Below are 16,207 nucleotides of genomic sequence, written 5' to 3'. Positions count from 1 at the left end.
TCACGGCGCTCGCCGTCACGCGCTCCGCAGCGCGTCCAGCCGGCGCCGCGTCGCCTCCAGCGCCGTCTGCTGCGCGGCGAGTCGCGCGGCGATGCGGTCGAGCTCGGTCCGCAGGCCGGAACACATGTCGACGCTGAGGCCGTGCTCGCCGTCGCGCACACAGTCCAGGTACCGCCGGATGGCAGCGGCGTTCAGCCCCGCTCCGAGCATGACCCGGATCTGCGCGACCACGGCGACGGCGGACTCGGCGTAAAGCCGGTATCCGTTCGCGTCACGCTCGGGCACCAGCAGCTCTTTCTCCTCGTAGTGCCGCAGGGCGCGCGCACTCACCCCGGTGCGTTCCGCGAGTTCCCCGATGAGCACTTGTCCTCCTCAGCTTGACCTTCACGCCGACGTGAACTCCTACCGTCGGGCACCGTGACCTCACGACCAACACCCACCCGCACCGTTGTCATCCACGGCTACCACGCGACGCCCGGCGACCACTGGTTCCCTTGGCTCGCCGACCGCCTCGCAGCCGTGGGCATCCCGGCCCACGTCCCCGCCATGCCCGACCCGGGTGATCCCGATCCGGACGCGTGGCTCGCCGCCACCGCCAGGGCCGTCGGCACTCCCGACGAGGGCACCGCCGTGGTCGCGCACAGCCTCGGCTGCCTGACCGTCCTGCGCTACCTCACGGCGCTTCCCGGCCGGTGGCGGCTCGGCCACCTGGTACTGGTCGCGGGGTTCCTCGACCCGCTACCCGCGCTGCCCGACCTCGACGGCTACATCGCATCCGGCTGCGACGTGCGGGCGATCCCCGCGCATGTGACCCGGCTGACCGTTTTTCGCTCCGACGCGGACGAGTGCGTCCCCACCGCGCACACCGACCGCCTCGCCGCCCTCCTCGGCGTCACCGCGCGAACGATCCTTGGTGCGGGGCATTTCCTCGCCGACGACGGCGTCACCGAACTCCCCGAAGTCCTCGACGTACTTCGGACAGCGCACCCCCGGCCCAACGCGCTGTGGGCATCTCCGGCCTGAACCGGCTACCGTGCAGCCTTGTCCGCGCCCGGCGGCGACAACTCAGCCGACCGCCCGTGGGGCGATCAACCCGCTGGTGTGCTCGCCCCTGGCAGCCGCCGCCAGCACTTCGTAAACCCCGTTCCCGGTCTGCTCCCAGGAGAATTCGCGGGCGCGGGCGCGTGCCTTCTCCCCCATCACCGTGCGTGCGCCCGGATCGTCCAGCAGGTCGCCGACGGCGTCGGCCAGCTGGGCGACGTCGTCGACCAGGATTCCGGTGGCGCCGTCCACGATGGAATCGGTGAGGCCGCGCGAACTGCGGTAGCCGACCGTGGGAACACCGTGCTGCGCCGCCTCGATCACCGCGAGCCCCCAGCCCTCCTTCCGGGAGGGCAGCACATGCACCCAGGCGCGGGCGAGCAGTTCGTGCTTGCGCCGCTCGTCCACGTGGCCGTGGAAGGTGACGGCGTCGGCGATGCCGAGTTCGCGGGCGTTGTCTCGTAGGTTGTCGGCCCACCAGCCGTCGCCGATCACGTCGAGGCGCAGACCGGGAATGCGGTCGCGCAGCCGAGCCACCGCCGCGAGGGCGTCCTCGATCTGCTTGTGCGGCACCAGACGGGAGAGCACCACGACAGTGGGTGCGGCGGTGCGGGTTTCCGCGGCGCCGGTGGGGGCGTCCACTGGAACAGGTTCGGCTCCGTTGCGGACCACCGCGATCCGGGAGCGGTCCACCCCGAGCGTGGCCAGTTCTTCCGCCGACGGCAGCGAAACGGTCAGATATTGATTGCGGCGGTGCACGCGGGGCGACAGCCGCGACTCGATCCACCAGCCGACCCGGCCGACCAGCCGGCCCGCGACCGGCCACTGCTCACGATGGCCGTGGTGCACCAGCACCACCGACGGTGCCGCGGTGACGGCGGTGGCGAAGAACGGTATGCCGTTCTGGGTGTCGATCACCGCGTCCGGCCGCACGCCGCGCAACGGACCGAGGCCGATCCTGCCGAGCAGGAGCGCGGCCAGCGCGCGCGGATAGACGGTGTAGCGGCCGCCCGCCCGGCTGATATCGATGCCGTCGACGCGTTCGCGCCGCGCCGCGCCCGGATAGCGGGCGGTGCGCAGCGTGACCTTGACCCCGCGCGCGGCGAGCTGAGCGCCGACCTGTTCGAGGTACCGCTCGCTGCCGCCGCCCTGCGGGTGCCCGGTGTCACGCCAGCAGAGCAGGAGGACTTCGCGCACGGTGGAGCTTCTCTCGGTCAGTAGGTCCCGGTGGGAACGTCGGATGTCGCGCTACACCCTAACCCGAGCACCCGCCCGAGCAGCCCGGCATCGCGGTTGTGCGAGACTCGGCGCCGTGCTCAAAGCCGCGAAGACGCCGACACGCAGCAGCCAGCCCCGGTTCGCCCGCAGGGCGACCCTGCGCCGGTCGCTGCGACTGCTCGGCAGCTTCCGGTTCGAGCAGACCGACCCGGCCCTGTTCTACGGGGGTCTCGCCGCCGACAGCGCGGCGATGATCGCCGACTTCTATGCCGATCTCACCGGCCGTTCGCTCGACGGCGCGACGATACTCGACGTCGGCGGCGGTCCGGGCTACTTCGCGGACGAGTTCGCCCGTACGGGGGCGCGCTACATTCCGGTGGAGCCCGACCCGAGGGAGATGCACGCCGCGGGTCTTTCGGTGGCGGGCGCGGTGCGCGGGTCCGGGATGGCGCTGCCGTTGCGCGACGACGCGGTCGACATCTGTTTCTCGTCGAACGTCGCCGAGCACGTCTCGAAGCCGTGGGTGATGGCCGAGGAGATGGTGCGGGTGACCAGGCCGGGCGGACTGATCGTGCTCTCCTACACCGTGTGGCACGGCCCGTTCGGCGGTCACGAGACCGGACCGTGGCACTACCTCGGCGGTGAGTACGCCGCCCGGCGGTATCGGCGCAAGCACGGGCGGGAACCCAAGAACAGGTTCGGCACGTCGCTGTTCGCGGTGCGGGCCGCGGACGGATTGCGCTGGGCGGCAACCACTCCGGCGGAGGTGCACACGGTGTTCCCGCGGTATCACCCCCGCTGGGCGTGGTGGTTGGTTCGGGTCCCGTTGGTGCGCGAGCTACTTGTCAGCAATTTGGTCGTGGTGGCAACCAAAAGTTAGCCGACGTAAGGTTCCAGCCATCCGCGGCGCCAGTGCCGCTTGCCGCACGGGGCGTGCACGGGCTCGCTCCACGGCGATTCGCGCATAGCCAACCCGACGGTCTCGAGCGTGGTGAGGCCGACCAGGTCGGCCAGCATCCCTACCGCGGCGACCGCCTCCGCGGCCTGCATAGCCGCCGTCGCCTGCTCGATCGTCAGGGTGCGTCCGGGTAGGAAGGAGACCACCCACCCCCCGCTGCCGACGCACTTCGCCTGATGCTCGGTTTGATCACTGGTCATCAACGACCGGCCGATCACTTGCACCGCCATGACTCGGACTCCCCAGTTTGCGGTAACGATTCGGTAATGGAGCGAGCTGATATGCCGCTCCAGCATCCCCCTTCCAGCAACAGAACGCAATAGTGCGTTCTGCGAAAAGCGAACCGAGAGGTCGGGATTCACACTGGCCAGAGCGTCGCCGCCGCGCAAAACTGAAACAGGTTACAGACATGAGGGCGGCAAAACTGTAACGTGTTCTCATGCACTACGACAGCTTGTTCATCGGCGGCCGCTGGACCGCGCCAACCACCGCCGAGCGCATCCAGGTCATCTCGCCGGCCACGGTCGAGCCGGTGGGCAGCGTCCCCGCGGTGAGCCGGGCCGACGTCGACGCCGCGGTCGCCGCGGCCAGGCACGCCTTCGACCACGGGCCATGGCCGGCCACGCCCCCGAAGCAGCGAGCCGAGGTGCTCACCCGCGCCGCCCGGCTGATCGAACAGCGTTCCGCCGACCTGCTCGCCGCGCTGGTCGCCGAGGTCGGCGCGCCGCAGATGATCGCGATGACGCTGAACCAGCTCCCCGCGGTCGCCGCGCTGGACGCCTACGCGGCCCTGGCGGACTCCTTCCCCTGGTCGGAGACCCGGGTCGGCGGGTTCGGCACCACGCGGGTCACCCGCGAGCCGCGCGGTGTCGTCGCGGCGGTGACCGCGTGGAACGTCCCCTTGTTCCTCGCGGTCAACAAGCTCGCGCCCGCCCTGCTGGCCGGCTGCACCATGGTGCTCAAGCCCGCCCCGCTGACTCCGCTCACGGCGAACCTGGTCGCCGACATCTTCACCGAGGCGGGCCTGCCCGAAGGCGTGCTCTCGGTGCTTCCGGCCGAGCCCGACGCGGCCGAGTACCTCGTCTCCCACCCCGGCGTGGACAAGGTGACCTTCACCGGAAGCACCGCGGTCGGCCGCAAGATCGGCGCCATCGCCACCGGTCAGCTCAAGAGCGTCTCGCTCGAACTCGGCGGCAAGTCGGCGGCCATCCTGCTGCCCGACATGGACCTCGCGGCCAACATCCCGGTGCTCGCGTTCTCCGGCCTGATGAACAGCGGACAGGGCTGCGTCGCGCAGACCCGCATCCTCGCCCCGCGCAGCCGGTACGACGAAATCCTCGACGCGCTGGTCGAGCACGTGAAGACGATGAAGGTCGGCGACCCGAACGACCCTGCGGTCCAACTCGGCCCGCTGATCTCCGAGCGCCAGCGCGAGCGGGTCGAGGGCTATATCGCCAAGGGCAAGGCCGAGGGCGCGCGACTCGTGCTCGGCGGTGGGCGCCCGGAGGGGCTGGACCGGGGCTGGTTCGTCGAGCCGACGATCTTCGCCGACGTGGACAACAAGTCGACCATCGCGCAGGAGGAGATCTTCGGGCCGGTGCTGTCGGTGATCCCGTACGAGACCGAGGACGAGGCCGTGGCCATCGCCAACGACTCCGTCTACGGCCTCGCCGGATCGGTGTGGACCGCCGACGTCGAACACGGCGCCGAGATCGCGGCGCGGGTGCGCACCGGCACCTACGCGATCAACTGGTACGCCTTCGACCCCAGTTCGCCGTTCGGCGGCTACAAGGCTTCCGGCCTCGGACGCGAGAACGGGCCGGAGGGTCTCGATTCGTTCTGCGAACAGAAGTCGCTGCTCATGCCGCTCGGCTGGACCGGGTGATCACTCCGGCGGCATGACCACGCGCAGCAGCGGCGCGCGGTTGCCGTAACGCCGGGGTGGCGCCTCGACGATCTCGACGCGCCACCCGGGCGGCAGCACCGCGCGCAGCCGGGCGGCGGCCCGGCGCAGCGGGGTGCTCGATGTGGCGAACTCGAATGTCTCCAGATCGGCCATGCTCCAACCACCTCTCGCGTCGATCTCGCTGTGCGCCGCGGCATCGCGGGTCCGATATCGGTATGGAAGTCGTTCAGTCGATCAGTTAATCATCAGCTATCCGACTGGGTGATGCGGAAGGAAGAACACGCCAAGCATAGATTACGAATACACGAAGTCTCTCAGCAAGATCATTACCCCCTTTCCCAGCGGGCTAAACCCGTCGGTCCGTGGGAATTTCGCCGACTCCGGTGTGACTTGGGACACCACCTCAGGGGCACGTCCTCGCAGCGCCGAGGGCAGCAGGACCGAATCAGTGCCACCGCAACGGCATTCGCCGAGCCGGTCGATTCAAAGCGACGCGCTCACCGACCCAGCGACCGGCGATACGCGGCCGGCGTGGCGCCCGTCGCCGCACGCAGGTGCACCCGCAGCGCGGTGACGCTGCCGAACCCGGCCTTCGCCGCGACGACTTCCACTGGCAAACGTGTGGTTTCCAGAAGTTCGCGTGCTCGTGCGGTGCGCTGGGCATCCAGCCACCGCCGCGGCGTGGTGCCGACTTCCGCCTTGAAACGCCGGACGAAGGTGCGCTCGCTCATCAGCGCGTGCGCGGCGAGCGCCGAAACATCCACCGCCGCAGCGGGGTTCGCCACCGCCCACGCCAACGTGGCGGCCAGCCCGCCGTCGGCACGCACCCGCTGTGGTTCCGGAATGTATTGCGCCTGACCACCTTCCCGGTGTGGCGCGGTGACATTCCACCGCGCCAGCTCCGCCGCCGCGTGCGCGCCCAACTCCTTGCGGACGATGTGCAGACACAGGTCGAGGCCCGCGGACAGCCCGGCCGACGTCAGCACGTCACCGTCGTCGACGTACAGGGCCGTCGGGTCCAGTTTCACCGCCGGATACCGCTCGGCGAACTCGCCGCGATAAGCCCAGTGCGTCGTCGCGGGTCGCCCGTCCAGCAGCCCGGCCTCGGCCAGGACGAACGCGCCGACGCAGATGCTCACCATGGTGGCGCCGCGCTCCGCCGCGCCGCGCAACGCGGTCAGCGCCTCCGGCGGGGTGGGCAGCGTCGGGATGCAGATGCCCGGCACGACGACGACGTCGGCTTCCGCCAACGCCTCCAAGCCGTGGTCCACCCGCAGTTCGAAGCCGTTCGGTGTCCATACCGGCCCGGCACGCAACCCACAGGTCCGCATCTCGAACCCGGACGGCTCGCCCGTCTTGCCCGGCCCGTGCCGGAAGGCCTGCACCGCGCAGGCCAGGTCGAAGGTCATCACGCCGTCCAGCGCGAGCGCCACCACTTGCTTCATCGTCCCCAGTTTGGCAGAAATCCGAGCGATACTGTCATTCCCGCCACTCGCGGCGGCTCCGCACGCCCGCTTGACTCGATGCACACCGAGTTCCGATCAGAAGGAGGGCATCGTGGCCGCACCGACGGGCCTCGACTGGACCTGGGCCACCAGCACCGGCGGCGCGTTGTCGAAAGAGCAACGCCGCAGGTTGGCCGTCGCGACCGCCCGCACGCTGCCCGCCATGATGACCGACCGGGTCCGGCTGGCGCTGGGCAGGCGTGGGCGCGGAAACCTGGAGTTCGCCGGCCTGCGGTTGCCCGATTCCGCGCTCGCCGTCGCGGCGGAGACCGAGGCGCGCGAGTCGCTGTCGCCGCACATGCTGAACCATTCGCTGCGGACCTACTACTTCGGCCGGGTCCTGGCCGATCTCGACGGCGCCGCCTACGACGACGAACTGGTCTACGTCTCCTGCCTGCTGCACGACCTGCAACTCGAAAGTCCCACGCCCGGCCGGTGTTTCGCCGTGGTCGGCGGCGAGCGGGCCGTCGCTCTCGCACTGGGCGCAGGCGCGCCGCCGGAACGTGCCGAAGCGATCGGCGCGGCGATCGCCGCCCACCTCACCCCCGGCGTCGCCGACGATCTCGGCGAACCCGGCGGATTCGTCTCCGCGGGCGCCTCGGTGGATGTGCTCGGGGCGCGACTGGCGGAATTGGACCGGGAATGGGTCGCCGAACTGCTGCGCCGCCACCCGCGACTGGAATTCAAACGGCACGTTGCCGCCGCCTTCCGGGCGGAGGGGAAGGCGATGCCGGAGGGCCGGATCCACTGGCTGAACGGAGCGGGTTTCCAGATCATGGTCAAGATGTCGCCGTTCGCCGAATAAAGTGGCTCCGCACTACTGAGCAATCCGACTTTTCCGCATCGGCGCTTTCTGTTTTCAGCGGCTATCAGTTCGGCTCGACCGGACACCTATTTCCGCATAATTCCCGCGGGTAGGTGAATAATGCTGCCGCCCTTTTCACTGGGCAAACCCTCTCGGTGTGAGTATGCTCGATGTCATGAACGGTGTCACCGGCATCGCAAGCGCACGGCTGAAGCTCGCGCGCGCGTGGCACCACATCGACGACCTCGCACGCATTGTCTCGGAATACCAGGACGCGAATGAGGTCGAAGTCCGGGTCGACTTTTCCCCGAGTATCGAAGACGAAAACGAGATCGACTGCGAAGTAGCGGCGGTCGGCATGTCCGACGCGCCCGACGAATGGGCGCTGATCACGGGCGATGCACTCGCCAACCTGCGAGCCGCGCTCGACCGCGCTGTCCATCCGCATGCCGAGCAGTTTCCCATTCTGCTGAGCAATACGAACAGCAAGGGCGAGGAGATATATGTCGAAGAGATTTTCGACGCCGTCACCACAGCCCTGATTCTCCGCCATCAGCCTTTTTGCGACCCCCTGCCGACACACCACCCGCTCGGCCTTCTTCGCGAATTGACCAACCGCGACCGGCACTGCCGACTGAAGGTCAGCAACCAATTCAGAACCGAGCTCATCTTCGCACGGTCAGATGACTACGAAATAGTAGACACCCCGGAGTCAGCGGTACACGAACTCGTGCCAGGAGCCGTCTTCAAGCATTTCCGCCTGCGGCTCAACCCCGGCGTCACGCAGTCCCAGCTCACTTACAACAAAAGACTCCGGGCAACCGTCGTCATCAATATTCCGGACACCGACGACGATGTGCCGCTCATCGCGAGCATGAAATCTATGCACACCCAAGTGTCGGAAATCCTGGACCAACTCGAAGCCCTCGGAATCCTGTAACCAGCTCCGAAGTCACCGGTCGCGCGATATTCCACGCGCGCGGTCCTGCCCGTGCCCGGTGCCGCCACGCTGGACGCCCAGCGCATGCCCACGTCTGGAGCAGATGCCGGTCTATGGCAATTTGCTTGTGAATCTCTTTCGTGTCATCGACGCGGCCGGACTCGTATTCGGTGAATGCAGTTCGCCACGCTCGGTATACACCCGCGCCTGGTCGATACGACGGTTTCCTTCCGTGGTGTACTCTCTGTGCTCGCGAACCCACCCGTTTTCGCGGGTCTCGGCGCGCGCAGTGCCTGTGCCAATCCCGAGTGGCCGAAGGTCGGCATCTTCGGACATCGCAACATGCGACGCGTCAACTGGCTCGGCGTGTCCCGCACCCGGCTGCTCCGAGTCGACGGCCTCGACCTGCACGTAGCCGAGCTGGATGCGGTAGACGGCACGCCTGTGCTGGACATCAAGCCGTGGTTCGCGGAATTCGGCCCCCGAGGAGAGGTCCAGCAAGCCCCATGGTCCACCGAAATGCTCGAAGACTACTTCTGGACGAGCACGGAAGCGCTACTCGGGTCAGTTGAGACGGGCGCTTGCTTCGACCCTGTTCACTGCGCGCAAACCTTTGTCTCGCAGAACAAATCGCCCGTGCCATCTGTCAGATGGCACGGGCGAGGTGCTACTTTGGGTGGAGTGTCAGCCCAGACGCTGCTTGAGCGCCTCGAACTCGTCGCGCACGCCGGAAGGCAGCTTGTCACCGACGAACTCGAACCACTCTTCGATCAGCGGGATCTCCTTGCGCCACTCGTCGGCGTTCACGGCGAGCGCCTCGTCGACGTCCTTGGGATCGACATCCAGCCCGTCCAGGTCGAGCTGCGCGGCGGTCGGCACGTTGCCGATCGCGGTCGCCTCGGCCTCGGCGGAACCCTCGATGCGGCCGATGATCCACTCCAGCACGCGGGAGTTCTCACCGAAGCCGGGCCACAGGAAGCGGCCGTCCTCGCCGCGGCGGAACCAGTTGACGTAGAAGATCTTCGGCAGCTTGGCCGCGTCGGCGTTCTTGCCGACGTTGATCCAGTGGCCCAGGTAGTCGCCGACGTGGTAGCCGAGGAACGGCAGCATGGCCATCGGGTCGCGGCGCACGGTGCCGACCTTGCCCTCGGCGGCCGCCGTCTGCTCGGACGACAGCGTCGCGCCCATGAACACGCCGTGCTGCCAGTCGAAGGACTCGGTGACCAGCGGGACGGTGGTCTTGCGGCGGCCACCGAACAGGATCGCCGAGATCGGCACGCCCTGCGGGTCGTCCCACTCGGGGGCCAGGATCGGGCACTGCGCCATCGGCGTGCAGTAGCGGGAGTTCGGGTGCGCGGCCAGCGTCTCGGTCTCCCGCAGGTACCAGTCGTTGCCCTTCCAGTCGATCAGGTGATCGGGCTCGCCTTCCAGGCCCTCCCACCACACGTCGCCGTCGTCGGTCATCGCGACGTTGGTGTAGACGGTGTTGCCCGCTTCCACGGTGGCCATGGCGTTCGGGTTGGAGCTGCGATTGGTGCCCGGCGCGACGCCGAAGAAGCCGTACTCGGGGTTCACCGCGTAGAGGCGGCCGTCCTTACCGAAGCGCATCCAGGCGATGTCGTCGCCGAGGGTCTCCGCGCGCCAGCCCGGCACGGTCGGCTGGATCATCGCGAGGTTGGTCTTGCCGCAGGCGCTGGGGAACGCGGCGGCGATGTAGTAGGCCTTGTTCTCCGGGGAGATCAGCTTCAGGATCAGCATGTGCTCGGCCAGCCAGCCCTCGTCGTGGGCCATCGCCGAGGCGATCCGCAGCGAGTAGCACTTCTTGCCGAGCAGCGCGTTGCCGCCGTAGCCGGAGCCGTAGCTCCAGATCTCCCGGTCCTCGGGGAAGTGGGTGATGTACTTGGTGTCGTTGCACGGCCACGGCACGTCGGCCTGGCCGTCGGCCAGCGGCGCGCCCACGGAGTGCAGCGCCTTCACGAACGGGCGGTCGGCGCCCAGCTTCTCCAGGGCGGCGGCGCCCATGCGCGTCATCACGCGCATCGACACGACGACGTATTCGGAGTCGGTGATCTCCACGCCCAGCTTCGGGTCATCGGCGCCGAGCGGACCCATGCAGAACGGCACCACGTACATGGTGCGGCCCTTCATCGAGCCCCGGTACAGCTCGGTCATCGTGGCGCGCATCTCGGCCGGGTCGACCCAGTTGTTGGTCGGGCCCGCGTCGGCCTCGGTCTTCGAACAGATGAAGGTGCGCGACTCCACCCGGGCCACGTCGGAGGGATCGGAGAGGGCGAGGAAGGAGTTCGGCTTCTTCTTCTCGTCCAAGCGCTTGAACGTCCCCGCCGCGACGAGCTGCTCGGTGAGCCGCTCCCATTCCTCGTCGGAGCCGTCCGCCCACACCACTCGATCCGGCTGGGTGAGTTCGGCGACTTCTTGTACCCAGGCGAGTAGTTCGCTGTGCTCGGTCGGCGCCTTGCCGTCGGATCCACGAAGACCAGGAATGGTCGCTGACGTCATGAAAACTCTCCTGAGATGGGTGGCTATTCGATGCTTCGCCACCTGGCCCAAGGCCCATGACCAGCGCGAATGCACCGAGCGCCACCGTTGGCGGGAAGGCGCCCGCTCCGACCGGTCGAACGCGCACCCCAGGAGGGCGGCAGATCAGGACTTAGCGGACGCCCAAGTTCCTGAATAGAGGTTAACGCGATGTGACGGCCGGTACGGTATCGGGTTCCTCACTGTGTACCCAATTGGTCGCTCGTTTCAACAGGCGAGATCCAGCGATCGAGGACTCGGACATCTCGCTCGCATGCGGCGAGCTGCCCCGGCTGCTCGGCCGCCATCCGGCGCAATTCGGCCTCCAACTGGGCCACCCTGCGATCCGTCTCGACCATTCGCGCGGCGCTTGCCTGGACCACGTGATCTGCCAGAACGGTCTCCGCTTCCACGAGTGCGGTCACCACGCGTTGCTCGAGCTGCGCTTTTACATTGACCAGCGCGTCGGCGATCCATTGCCGGATGTGCGCTCGATCGGCCAGCTGGCGGCGGGCCCGGACCACCCACGCCGCGGCACCGCCGCCGAGCAGCAGCGTCACCGGCACGCTGGCGACGTCCAAGGCCGGTACGAGGGAGAACGGAGCAACCAGCAGGCGACCGAGGCCGACACCGGCCGACGCGCCGAGCGCGATCATAAGGTGATCTTCGACACCTCGATGGCGGGGTTCGGGATCCGGACCGACCCGAGGCGCGGGATCGCGCCGCCGCGTCGGCGAAGCCCGATCCGTGCTCTCGATCCGGGCGCTCAGTTCGGCGATGCGCTGGTCGATGACGTGATCCAGAGCGCCGGTCAGCTCGGTGACGTACTGCTGCAGCCGAGCGGGATAGCCGCCGAGCTCGGCGCGGCTCAGCCGGTCCAGCTCGGCGCGCACGGCGGTGTGCAGCGCCCGGATGTTCGCGCCGATCTCGGTCATCAGGTCCACCCTGGCCAGGTGCAACTGCCCGCGCAGGGTGGACATGGCGGTGGCTCGCCCGCCGTCGCGACCGGCGAGCAGGACGGCGCGCGCCTCGCGCAGCCGGGCCGGTTCGGCGCCGGAGCGCAGCACCGCCACCTGCTCGGCCACCCGCCGGCGGGTGTCGGCGAGGACCCGGCCGACGACCGCGCCCTGCCGGTCACCGCCCGCGGCGGCCGCGGCGGTGAGCTGGGCGTGCAGTGCGCCGACACCGGAGCGATCGAGCAGTCCGGCGTCCCCCGCGGTGCGTGCGGCGGCCGCGAGCCGCGCCGAGACCGGCACGATATCCAGATCGCCCGCGCCCACCGCGGCGAGCAGTTCCAGGTCGCGCTCCCGCACCGACTGCCAGTCCTGGTGGGCGTGGATGCCGTTCATGGCCAGCAGCAGACGGGTGCCGTCCGCGCGCAACCGGTCGATCGCCCCGAGCGTGTCCGCGCCGATGATGGTGCCCGCGTCGAGCAGGATCAGCGCCACCGCCGGCGGAGCGGTCTCTGGCCCCGGCACCGCGTCGGCGCGCGGCTCCGACAGCGTGAGGCGCGGTTCGAACCGGGCCAGCTCGGTGCGCAACAAGGTCGTGTTGACGTCGGCCGGACCGATCACCGTGACCGCACCCGCGGAGCCGGAGTCGCGCACCGCGCGCAGCAGCGCCATTCCCTGCGGATTCCATCGCTGCACCACGGCCGCGAGTTCGGGGCCGAGTGTTGCGGCGGCGTCCGGCTCGCCGTCGGCGGGCGCGCCCCCGGGGCGAGACGGCGCGACCATCTCGGCGGACGCACTCACCGCCGCGGATTCCGGAGGCTCAGAGACCGGCACTGCTCATCCGTTCCCATAGTCGGATGTAGCCGTTGTGCACGCGCAACGCGGCGCGGCGGGCGGCAGGGGGCATATCGCTGGTGACGACGGCGCGCCAGCGCGCGGCGCGGGCCAGCGCGTCGTCGGCGTCGGAAGGCGCTGGCGCGGAGTATCCGGCCGCGAGATGGGCCACGTCGGGCCCTGCGAGCCCCGCGCAGAGCCCGAGCCAGACGGCGTCGTCGCTGTTGAGATAGGACTCGAGCAGGTCGCGCGCCCGACCGCCCTCCTCCGGCACCGCGCGGGCGGCGAGGCGGGCCAGCTCGTCGAGCAGCTCGCCGCCGCGCAGCGCGGAGACCTGCTCGTAGCGGCGGTGCAGCACCTGGTGCAGCGCGTCGATGCCGCTGGCCGCGTGCAGGATCTGCAGCAGCGCCTGCGGAGTGAGATCCGGATCGTGCCGCAGGGCCGTGCAGGCGCAGGCCACGCCGTACAGATCCCAGCGGCGCAGCAGTTCCGCGCGCTCGGCGGCGTCCGGCCCCGACCCGACGAACAGGTCCGGCGCGAGCAGCAGCGCCGCGTCGGCTTCGGTCGCCAGTTTGCGCAACAGGTCCAGCTCGGCCTCGGTCAGCGCGCCCGCCCTCGTTCGCGTGGCCAGCGAGGCGACCACCGGAACCACCGGAACTCCCAGCTCCCTGCCGTACTGCTGGGCGGCTGCCACCGCGTCGCCCCAGCGGGAACCGACCGCGTCGGCCTTGTTCAGCACCGCGATCGCGCGCTGCGGCGGCAGCGCGGCCAGCACCCTGCGGTCGGCCGGCGTCGGCGCGGCCGACAGCACGTAGACGACGATGTCGGCGTCGAGTTCCGGGTCGGGCGCTCCCGGCCGGTCCACCGGATCGGTCTCCACCGCCGACATCAGCGCGAGCGCGTGCAGCACCGCGGTCCGTCCCGCGTGCGCGCGTCCGGTCACCTGGATGCGCGGTGGTTTGCGCCACGCGCTGACGGCCGCCGCCGCGGCGTACCCGATCTGCGGATCGCGCCCCGTGCCGAAGCGGAGTTCGGCCAGCAGCTTGTCGAGCTGATCGTGCGCGGAGGTGGGCACGCCGCGCTCCCGCAACGGCCCATCGGAATCAGTGGCTGCCTGCATGCTGCGCACACCCCCTTTTACGGTGCGCAATTCTGTCAGAAGACGGCGCGCGGGACAGGTTCGACGGCTCAGCTGCCACTGAAGTACTTGTTCGCGGTGCGCACCACCCAGTTGGGGGCGTATTTGCCCACCGTCGCCAGCACCTTCGCCTGCGCGCCGATCTCGTAGTGCACCTTCGGCAGCCTCGCGCGCTTGCGGGTGGCCTCCCAGATCCCGGCGGCGACGTCGTCGGCGGTCAGCCGCACGCCGAGCGACTTCGTGGTCCCGGTCGTCACGCCGTCCACCATCGCCGTGTCCACGAACATCGGCCAGATCGCGAGCACCCGGATGTCGTGGCGCTCCCACTCCAGGTCGAGCGCCTCGGTGAAGCTCTTGACCGCGGATTTGCTGGCGCCGTAACTGGCGAGTTCGGCCTGGCCGTAGATCGCCGACGCCGAGCAGAGGTTGACCACCTGCGCACCAGGGGTGTCGCGCAGATAGCGGAACGCGCTGTGCGTGCCCGTGAGCACGCCGAGCACGTTGACCTCCACGATCGCCCGATGGGCGGCGAGGTCGATCTCCTCGAACGGCCCGGCGCGCAGGATGCCCGCGTTGTTGACGAGGATGTCCAGCCGTCCCGCCGCGGCGTGGAACTCCGCGAGCCGTTCCGCCCACTGCGTGGCGTTCGTCACATCCAGCACCCCGGTGTGCACTGCGCCACCTTTGGCTGTGATATCACCGGAAAGCCTGGTCAGCCCGACCTCATCGATGTCGTAAGCCCCGACCTGGTATCCCTGCGCAGCGAAAAGCAAGGCCGTGGCCCGCCCGATACCGGACGCCGCGCCGGTGATGAATACTGTCGGTCTGCCCATGCCGGGGAGTCTAGTGCCGGGAACGCCGTGTACCGCGGGGTTCCCACAGGCCCGGTCGGTCACTTACCCTGCTGAAGTGGTCGGCGCCATAACCGGTGCGCAGCTTGAACTTTCGCATGCGGCAACCGACCTCGACGATGAGGAGGTTGCGATGACCGCGAACGTCATCGGCGCTGTCGACCCGGAGCCGGCCTGTCCCGCGGAGCGCAAGCCCTTGCTGCCGAGCGCGGACCCGTTCCATCGACCGCCCAAAGGGTTCGCGGCCAAAGCGCCCGGCACCATCCTGCGCAGCAGGAAGATCGAGGTGGCGCTGTTCGGGGTTGTCCCGCAGCAGGTCTCGGCCTGGCAGCTACTGTACCGCAGCTGTGATCTGCACGGCGCGCCGGAAGCGGCCGTCACCACGGTGCTGCTGCCGATCGACGCGGAGCCGGACGAGGATCGCCCGCTGCTGGCCTTCCAGACCGCGATGGACGCGGTGACCGAGAAGTGCTCCCCGTCCTACGCCCTGCGCCACGGCGCGCGGGCCCTCGGCTCGGTCACCCAGCTCGAATGGCTCCTGGTCGCGAACGCGCTGCGGCGCGGCTGGGCGGTGAGCATCGCCGACCACGAGGGACCGCACGGGAACTTCGGCGCGCCGCGCGAGCCCGGCTACCGCGCGCTCGACGGCATCCGCGCCGCCCTGCGTTTCGGCCCGCTCGGGCTCGGCCCTGACACCCGCGTCGCGGTGTGGGGCTACTCCGGCGGCGGCATGGCCAGCTCGTGGGCGGTCGAGATGGCGCCGGCCTACGCCCCGGAACTCGACATCGTCGGCGCGGTGCTCGGGGCCCCGGTCGGCGACCCGCGCCAGGTCTTCGACCGGCTCAACGGCACGCCGTACGCCGGCCTGCCCGCCATCGTCATCGCCGCCCTGCGCAGGCTGTACCCCGCGTTGAGCTCGCTGATCGACAACGAACTCAGCCCGGAAGGCCACCGGTTCGTCGTCCGCGCGGAGAACGCCACGCCGGTCGGCGCGATCCTCGGGCTCGCGGGCAAGAAGGTGGACGACTTCCTCGACCGGCCGCTCGCCGAAGTGCTCGATACTCCGCAGCTTCGGGCGATGTTCGACGACCTGCGGCTGGGCAACACCACGCCCGCGTGCCCGTTGCTGGTGGTGCAACCCATCCACGACCAGGTCATCCACATCGATGGCGTCGACGGCCAGGTGGACCGCTACCGCCGCGGCGGCGCCGCGGTGACCTACGTGCGCGACCGGCTCAGCGAGCATTTCTCGCTGCTGCCGCTGTCCACGCCGATCAGTCTGGATTGGCTGGCAGACCGGTTCGCCGGGCAACCGGTGAGCGAAGTCGGCGACAGCACCGTGTGGTCGGTCGCGGCCTCGCCTTCGGGCGTGCGCGGACTGCTGGAGATGGCGGTGACCGCGGCCAAGGTCGCACTCGGAAGACCGCTGCGTCAGCAACGGCCGACCGTGCCGAGGATCGCGCCCGCGCGCGCCGCCTGACCGCCTGCTCAGCGGCCCGGGTGCAACCGCCTGCCGCACTGAT

15 protein-coding genes and 1 pseudogene are annotated in these 16,207 nt (G+C 69.5%); 7 read left to right on the top strand and 9 right to left on the bottom strand.

Annotated elements, in window-relative coordinates; all coding sequences use genetic code 11:
* Positions 1–15: 15 nt before the first annotated feature.
* Positions 16–363: a MerR family transcriptional regulator gene (locus tag ACH49X_RS10660; RefSeq protein ID WP_357109637.1), complete on the bottom strand. Its 348-nt coding sequence runs from the start codon at positions 361–363 to the stop codon at positions 16–18.
* 54 nt (positions 364–417) lie between these two features.
* Between ACH49X_RS10660 and ACH49X_RS10655 the strand changes: the two genes are divergently transcribed.
* Complete coding sequence (locus ACH49X_RS10655; RefSeq protein WP_357109639.1) at positions 418–1,023, top strand: alpha/beta hydrolase; 606 nt, start codon at positions 418–420, stop codon at positions 1,021–1,023.
* Positions 1,024–1,065: 42 nt separating this feature from the next.
* Here the strand turns inward: ACH49X_RS10655 and ACH49X_RS10650 are convergent, their stop codons facing one another.
* Entirely contained in the window at positions 1,066–2,238 is a 1,173-nt protein-coding gene (locus ACH49X_RS10650) for a glycosyltransferase family 4 protein (RefSeq protein ID WP_195080931.1), read from the bottom strand.
* Positions 2,239–2,353: 115 nt separating this feature from the next.
* On the opposite strand from ACH49X_RS10650, the gene ACH49X_RS10645 reads away from it, so the two are divergent.
* Positions 2,354–3,139 carry a bifunctional 2-polyprenyl-6-hydroxyphenol methylase/3-demethylubiquinol 3-O-methyltransferase UbiG gene (locus tag ACH49X_RS10645; RefSeq protein WP_195080932.1) on the top strand — a complete coding sequence of 262 codons (786 nt, stop codon included), beginning with the start codon at positions 2,354–2,356 and terminating at the stop codon, positions 3,137–3,139.
* Here the strand turns inward: ACH49X_RS10645 and ACH49X_RS10640 are convergent.
* Positions 3,136–3,447, bottom strand: a complete 312-nt coding sequence (locus ACH49X_RS10640) for a hypothetical protein (protein WP_195080933.1) — start codon at positions 3,445–3,447, stop codon at positions 3,136–3,138. The genes ACH49X_RS10645 and ACH49X_RS10640 overlap by 4 nt on opposite strands.
* A gap of 209 nt (positions 3,448–3,656) precedes the next feature.
* Here ACH49X_RS10640 and ACH49X_RS10635 point away from each other — a divergent pair, with 209 nt between their 5' ends.
* A complete protein-coding gene (locus ACH49X_RS10635) occupies positions 3,657–5,102 on the top strand; it encodes an aldehyde dehydrogenase (protein ID WP_357208502.1) in 1,446 nt (481 codons plus the stop codon).
* Here ACH49X_RS10635 and ACH49X_RS10630 read toward each other — a convergent pair whose 3' ends face one another.
* Both ACH49X_RS10630 and ACH49X_RS10625 read right to left on the bottom strand, forming a co-directional pair.
* The gene (locus ACH49X_RS10630) at positions 5,103–5,276 is read right to left on the bottom strand and encodes a hypothetical protein (protein ID WP_195080935.1); all 174 of its coding nucleotides are present in this window, start codon (positions 5,274–5,276) and stop codon (positions 5,103–5,105) included.
* Positions 5,277–5,620: 344 nt separating this feature from the next.
* Positions 5,621–6,577 carry a GlxA family transcriptional regulator gene (locus ACH49X_RS10625; protein ID WP_195081045.1) on the bottom strand — a complete coding sequence of 319 codons (957 nt, stop codon included), beginning with the start codon at positions 6,575–6,577 and terminating at the stop codon, positions 5,621–5,623.
* A 103-nt stretch (positions 6,578–6,680) separates the two neighbouring features.
* On the opposite strand from ACH49X_RS10625, the gene ACH49X_RS10620 reads away from it, so the two are divergent.
* The 3 genes and pseudogenes from ACH49X_RS10620 to ACH49X_RS10610 form a co-directional block, all read left to right on the top strand.
* On the top strand, positions 6,681–7,433 hold the full coding sequence (locus ACH49X_RS10620; RefSeq protein WP_195080936.1) for a phosphohydrolase: 753 nt from the start codon (positions 6,681–6,683) through the stop codon (positions 7,431–7,433).
* Positions 7,434–7,608: 175 nt separating this feature from the next.
* Positions 7,609–8,373, top strand: a complete 765-nt coding sequence (locus ACH49X_RS10615; RefSeq protein ID WP_195080937.1) for a hypothetical protein — start codon at positions 7,609–7,611, stop codon at positions 8,371–8,373.
* Positions 8,374–8,547: 174 nt separating this feature from the next.
* Positions 8,548–8,835: pseudogene (locus tag ACH49X_RS10610) on the top strand (TrmO family methyltransferase); the annotation flags it as partial.
* Between the two features lie 222 nt (positions 8,836–9,057).
* Here the strand turns inward: ACH49X_RS10610 and ACH49X_RS10605 are convergent.
* From ACH49X_RS10605 to ACH49X_RS10590, 4 genes are all read right to left on the bottom strand, one after another.
* Positions 9,058–10,890, bottom strand: a complete 1,833-nt coding sequence (locus ACH49X_RS10605) for a phosphoenolpyruvate carboxykinase (GTP) (protein WP_195080938.1) — start codon at positions 10,888–10,890, stop codon at positions 9,058–9,060.
* 218 nt (positions 10,891–11,108) lie between these two features.
* Positions 11,109–12,695: a hypothetical protein gene (locus ACH49X_RS10600; RefSeq protein ID WP_323124614.1), complete on the bottom strand. Its 1,587-nt coding sequence runs from the start codon at positions 12,693–12,695 to the stop codon at positions 11,109–11,111.
* Entirely contained in the window at positions 12,682–13,815 is a 1,134-nt protein-coding gene (locus tag ACH49X_RS10595) for a hypothetical protein (protein WP_195080939.1), read from the bottom strand. The genes ACH49X_RS10600 and ACH49X_RS10595 overlap by 14 nt, the downstream gene beginning before the upstream one ends.
* A gap of 68 nt (positions 13,816–13,883) precedes the next feature.
* Positions 13,884–14,666: an SDR family oxidoreductase gene (locus ACH49X_RS10590; protein WP_195080940.1), complete on the bottom strand. Its 783-nt coding sequence runs from the start codon at positions 14,664–14,666 to the stop codon at positions 13,884–13,886.
* 151 nt (positions 14,667–14,817) lie between these two features.
* On the opposite strand from ACH49X_RS10590, the gene ACH49X_RS10585 reads away from it, so the two are divergent.
* Entirely contained in the window at positions 14,818–16,164 is a 1,347-nt protein-coding gene (locus ACH49X_RS10585; protein ID WP_195080941.1) for a lipase family protein, read from the top strand.
* Positions 16,165–16,207: the final 43 nt, after the last annotated feature.

It is taken from the genome of Nocardia sp. NPDC019323 (genome assembly GCF_044389845.1).
Taxonomy (GTDB): Bacteria; Actinomycetota; Actinomycetes; order Mycobacteriales; family Mycobacteriaceae; genus Nocardia; species Nocardia implantans.
Note: the sequence above shows the minus strand (reverse complement) of the source record. Positions and strands in the feature narration are given on the sequence as shown.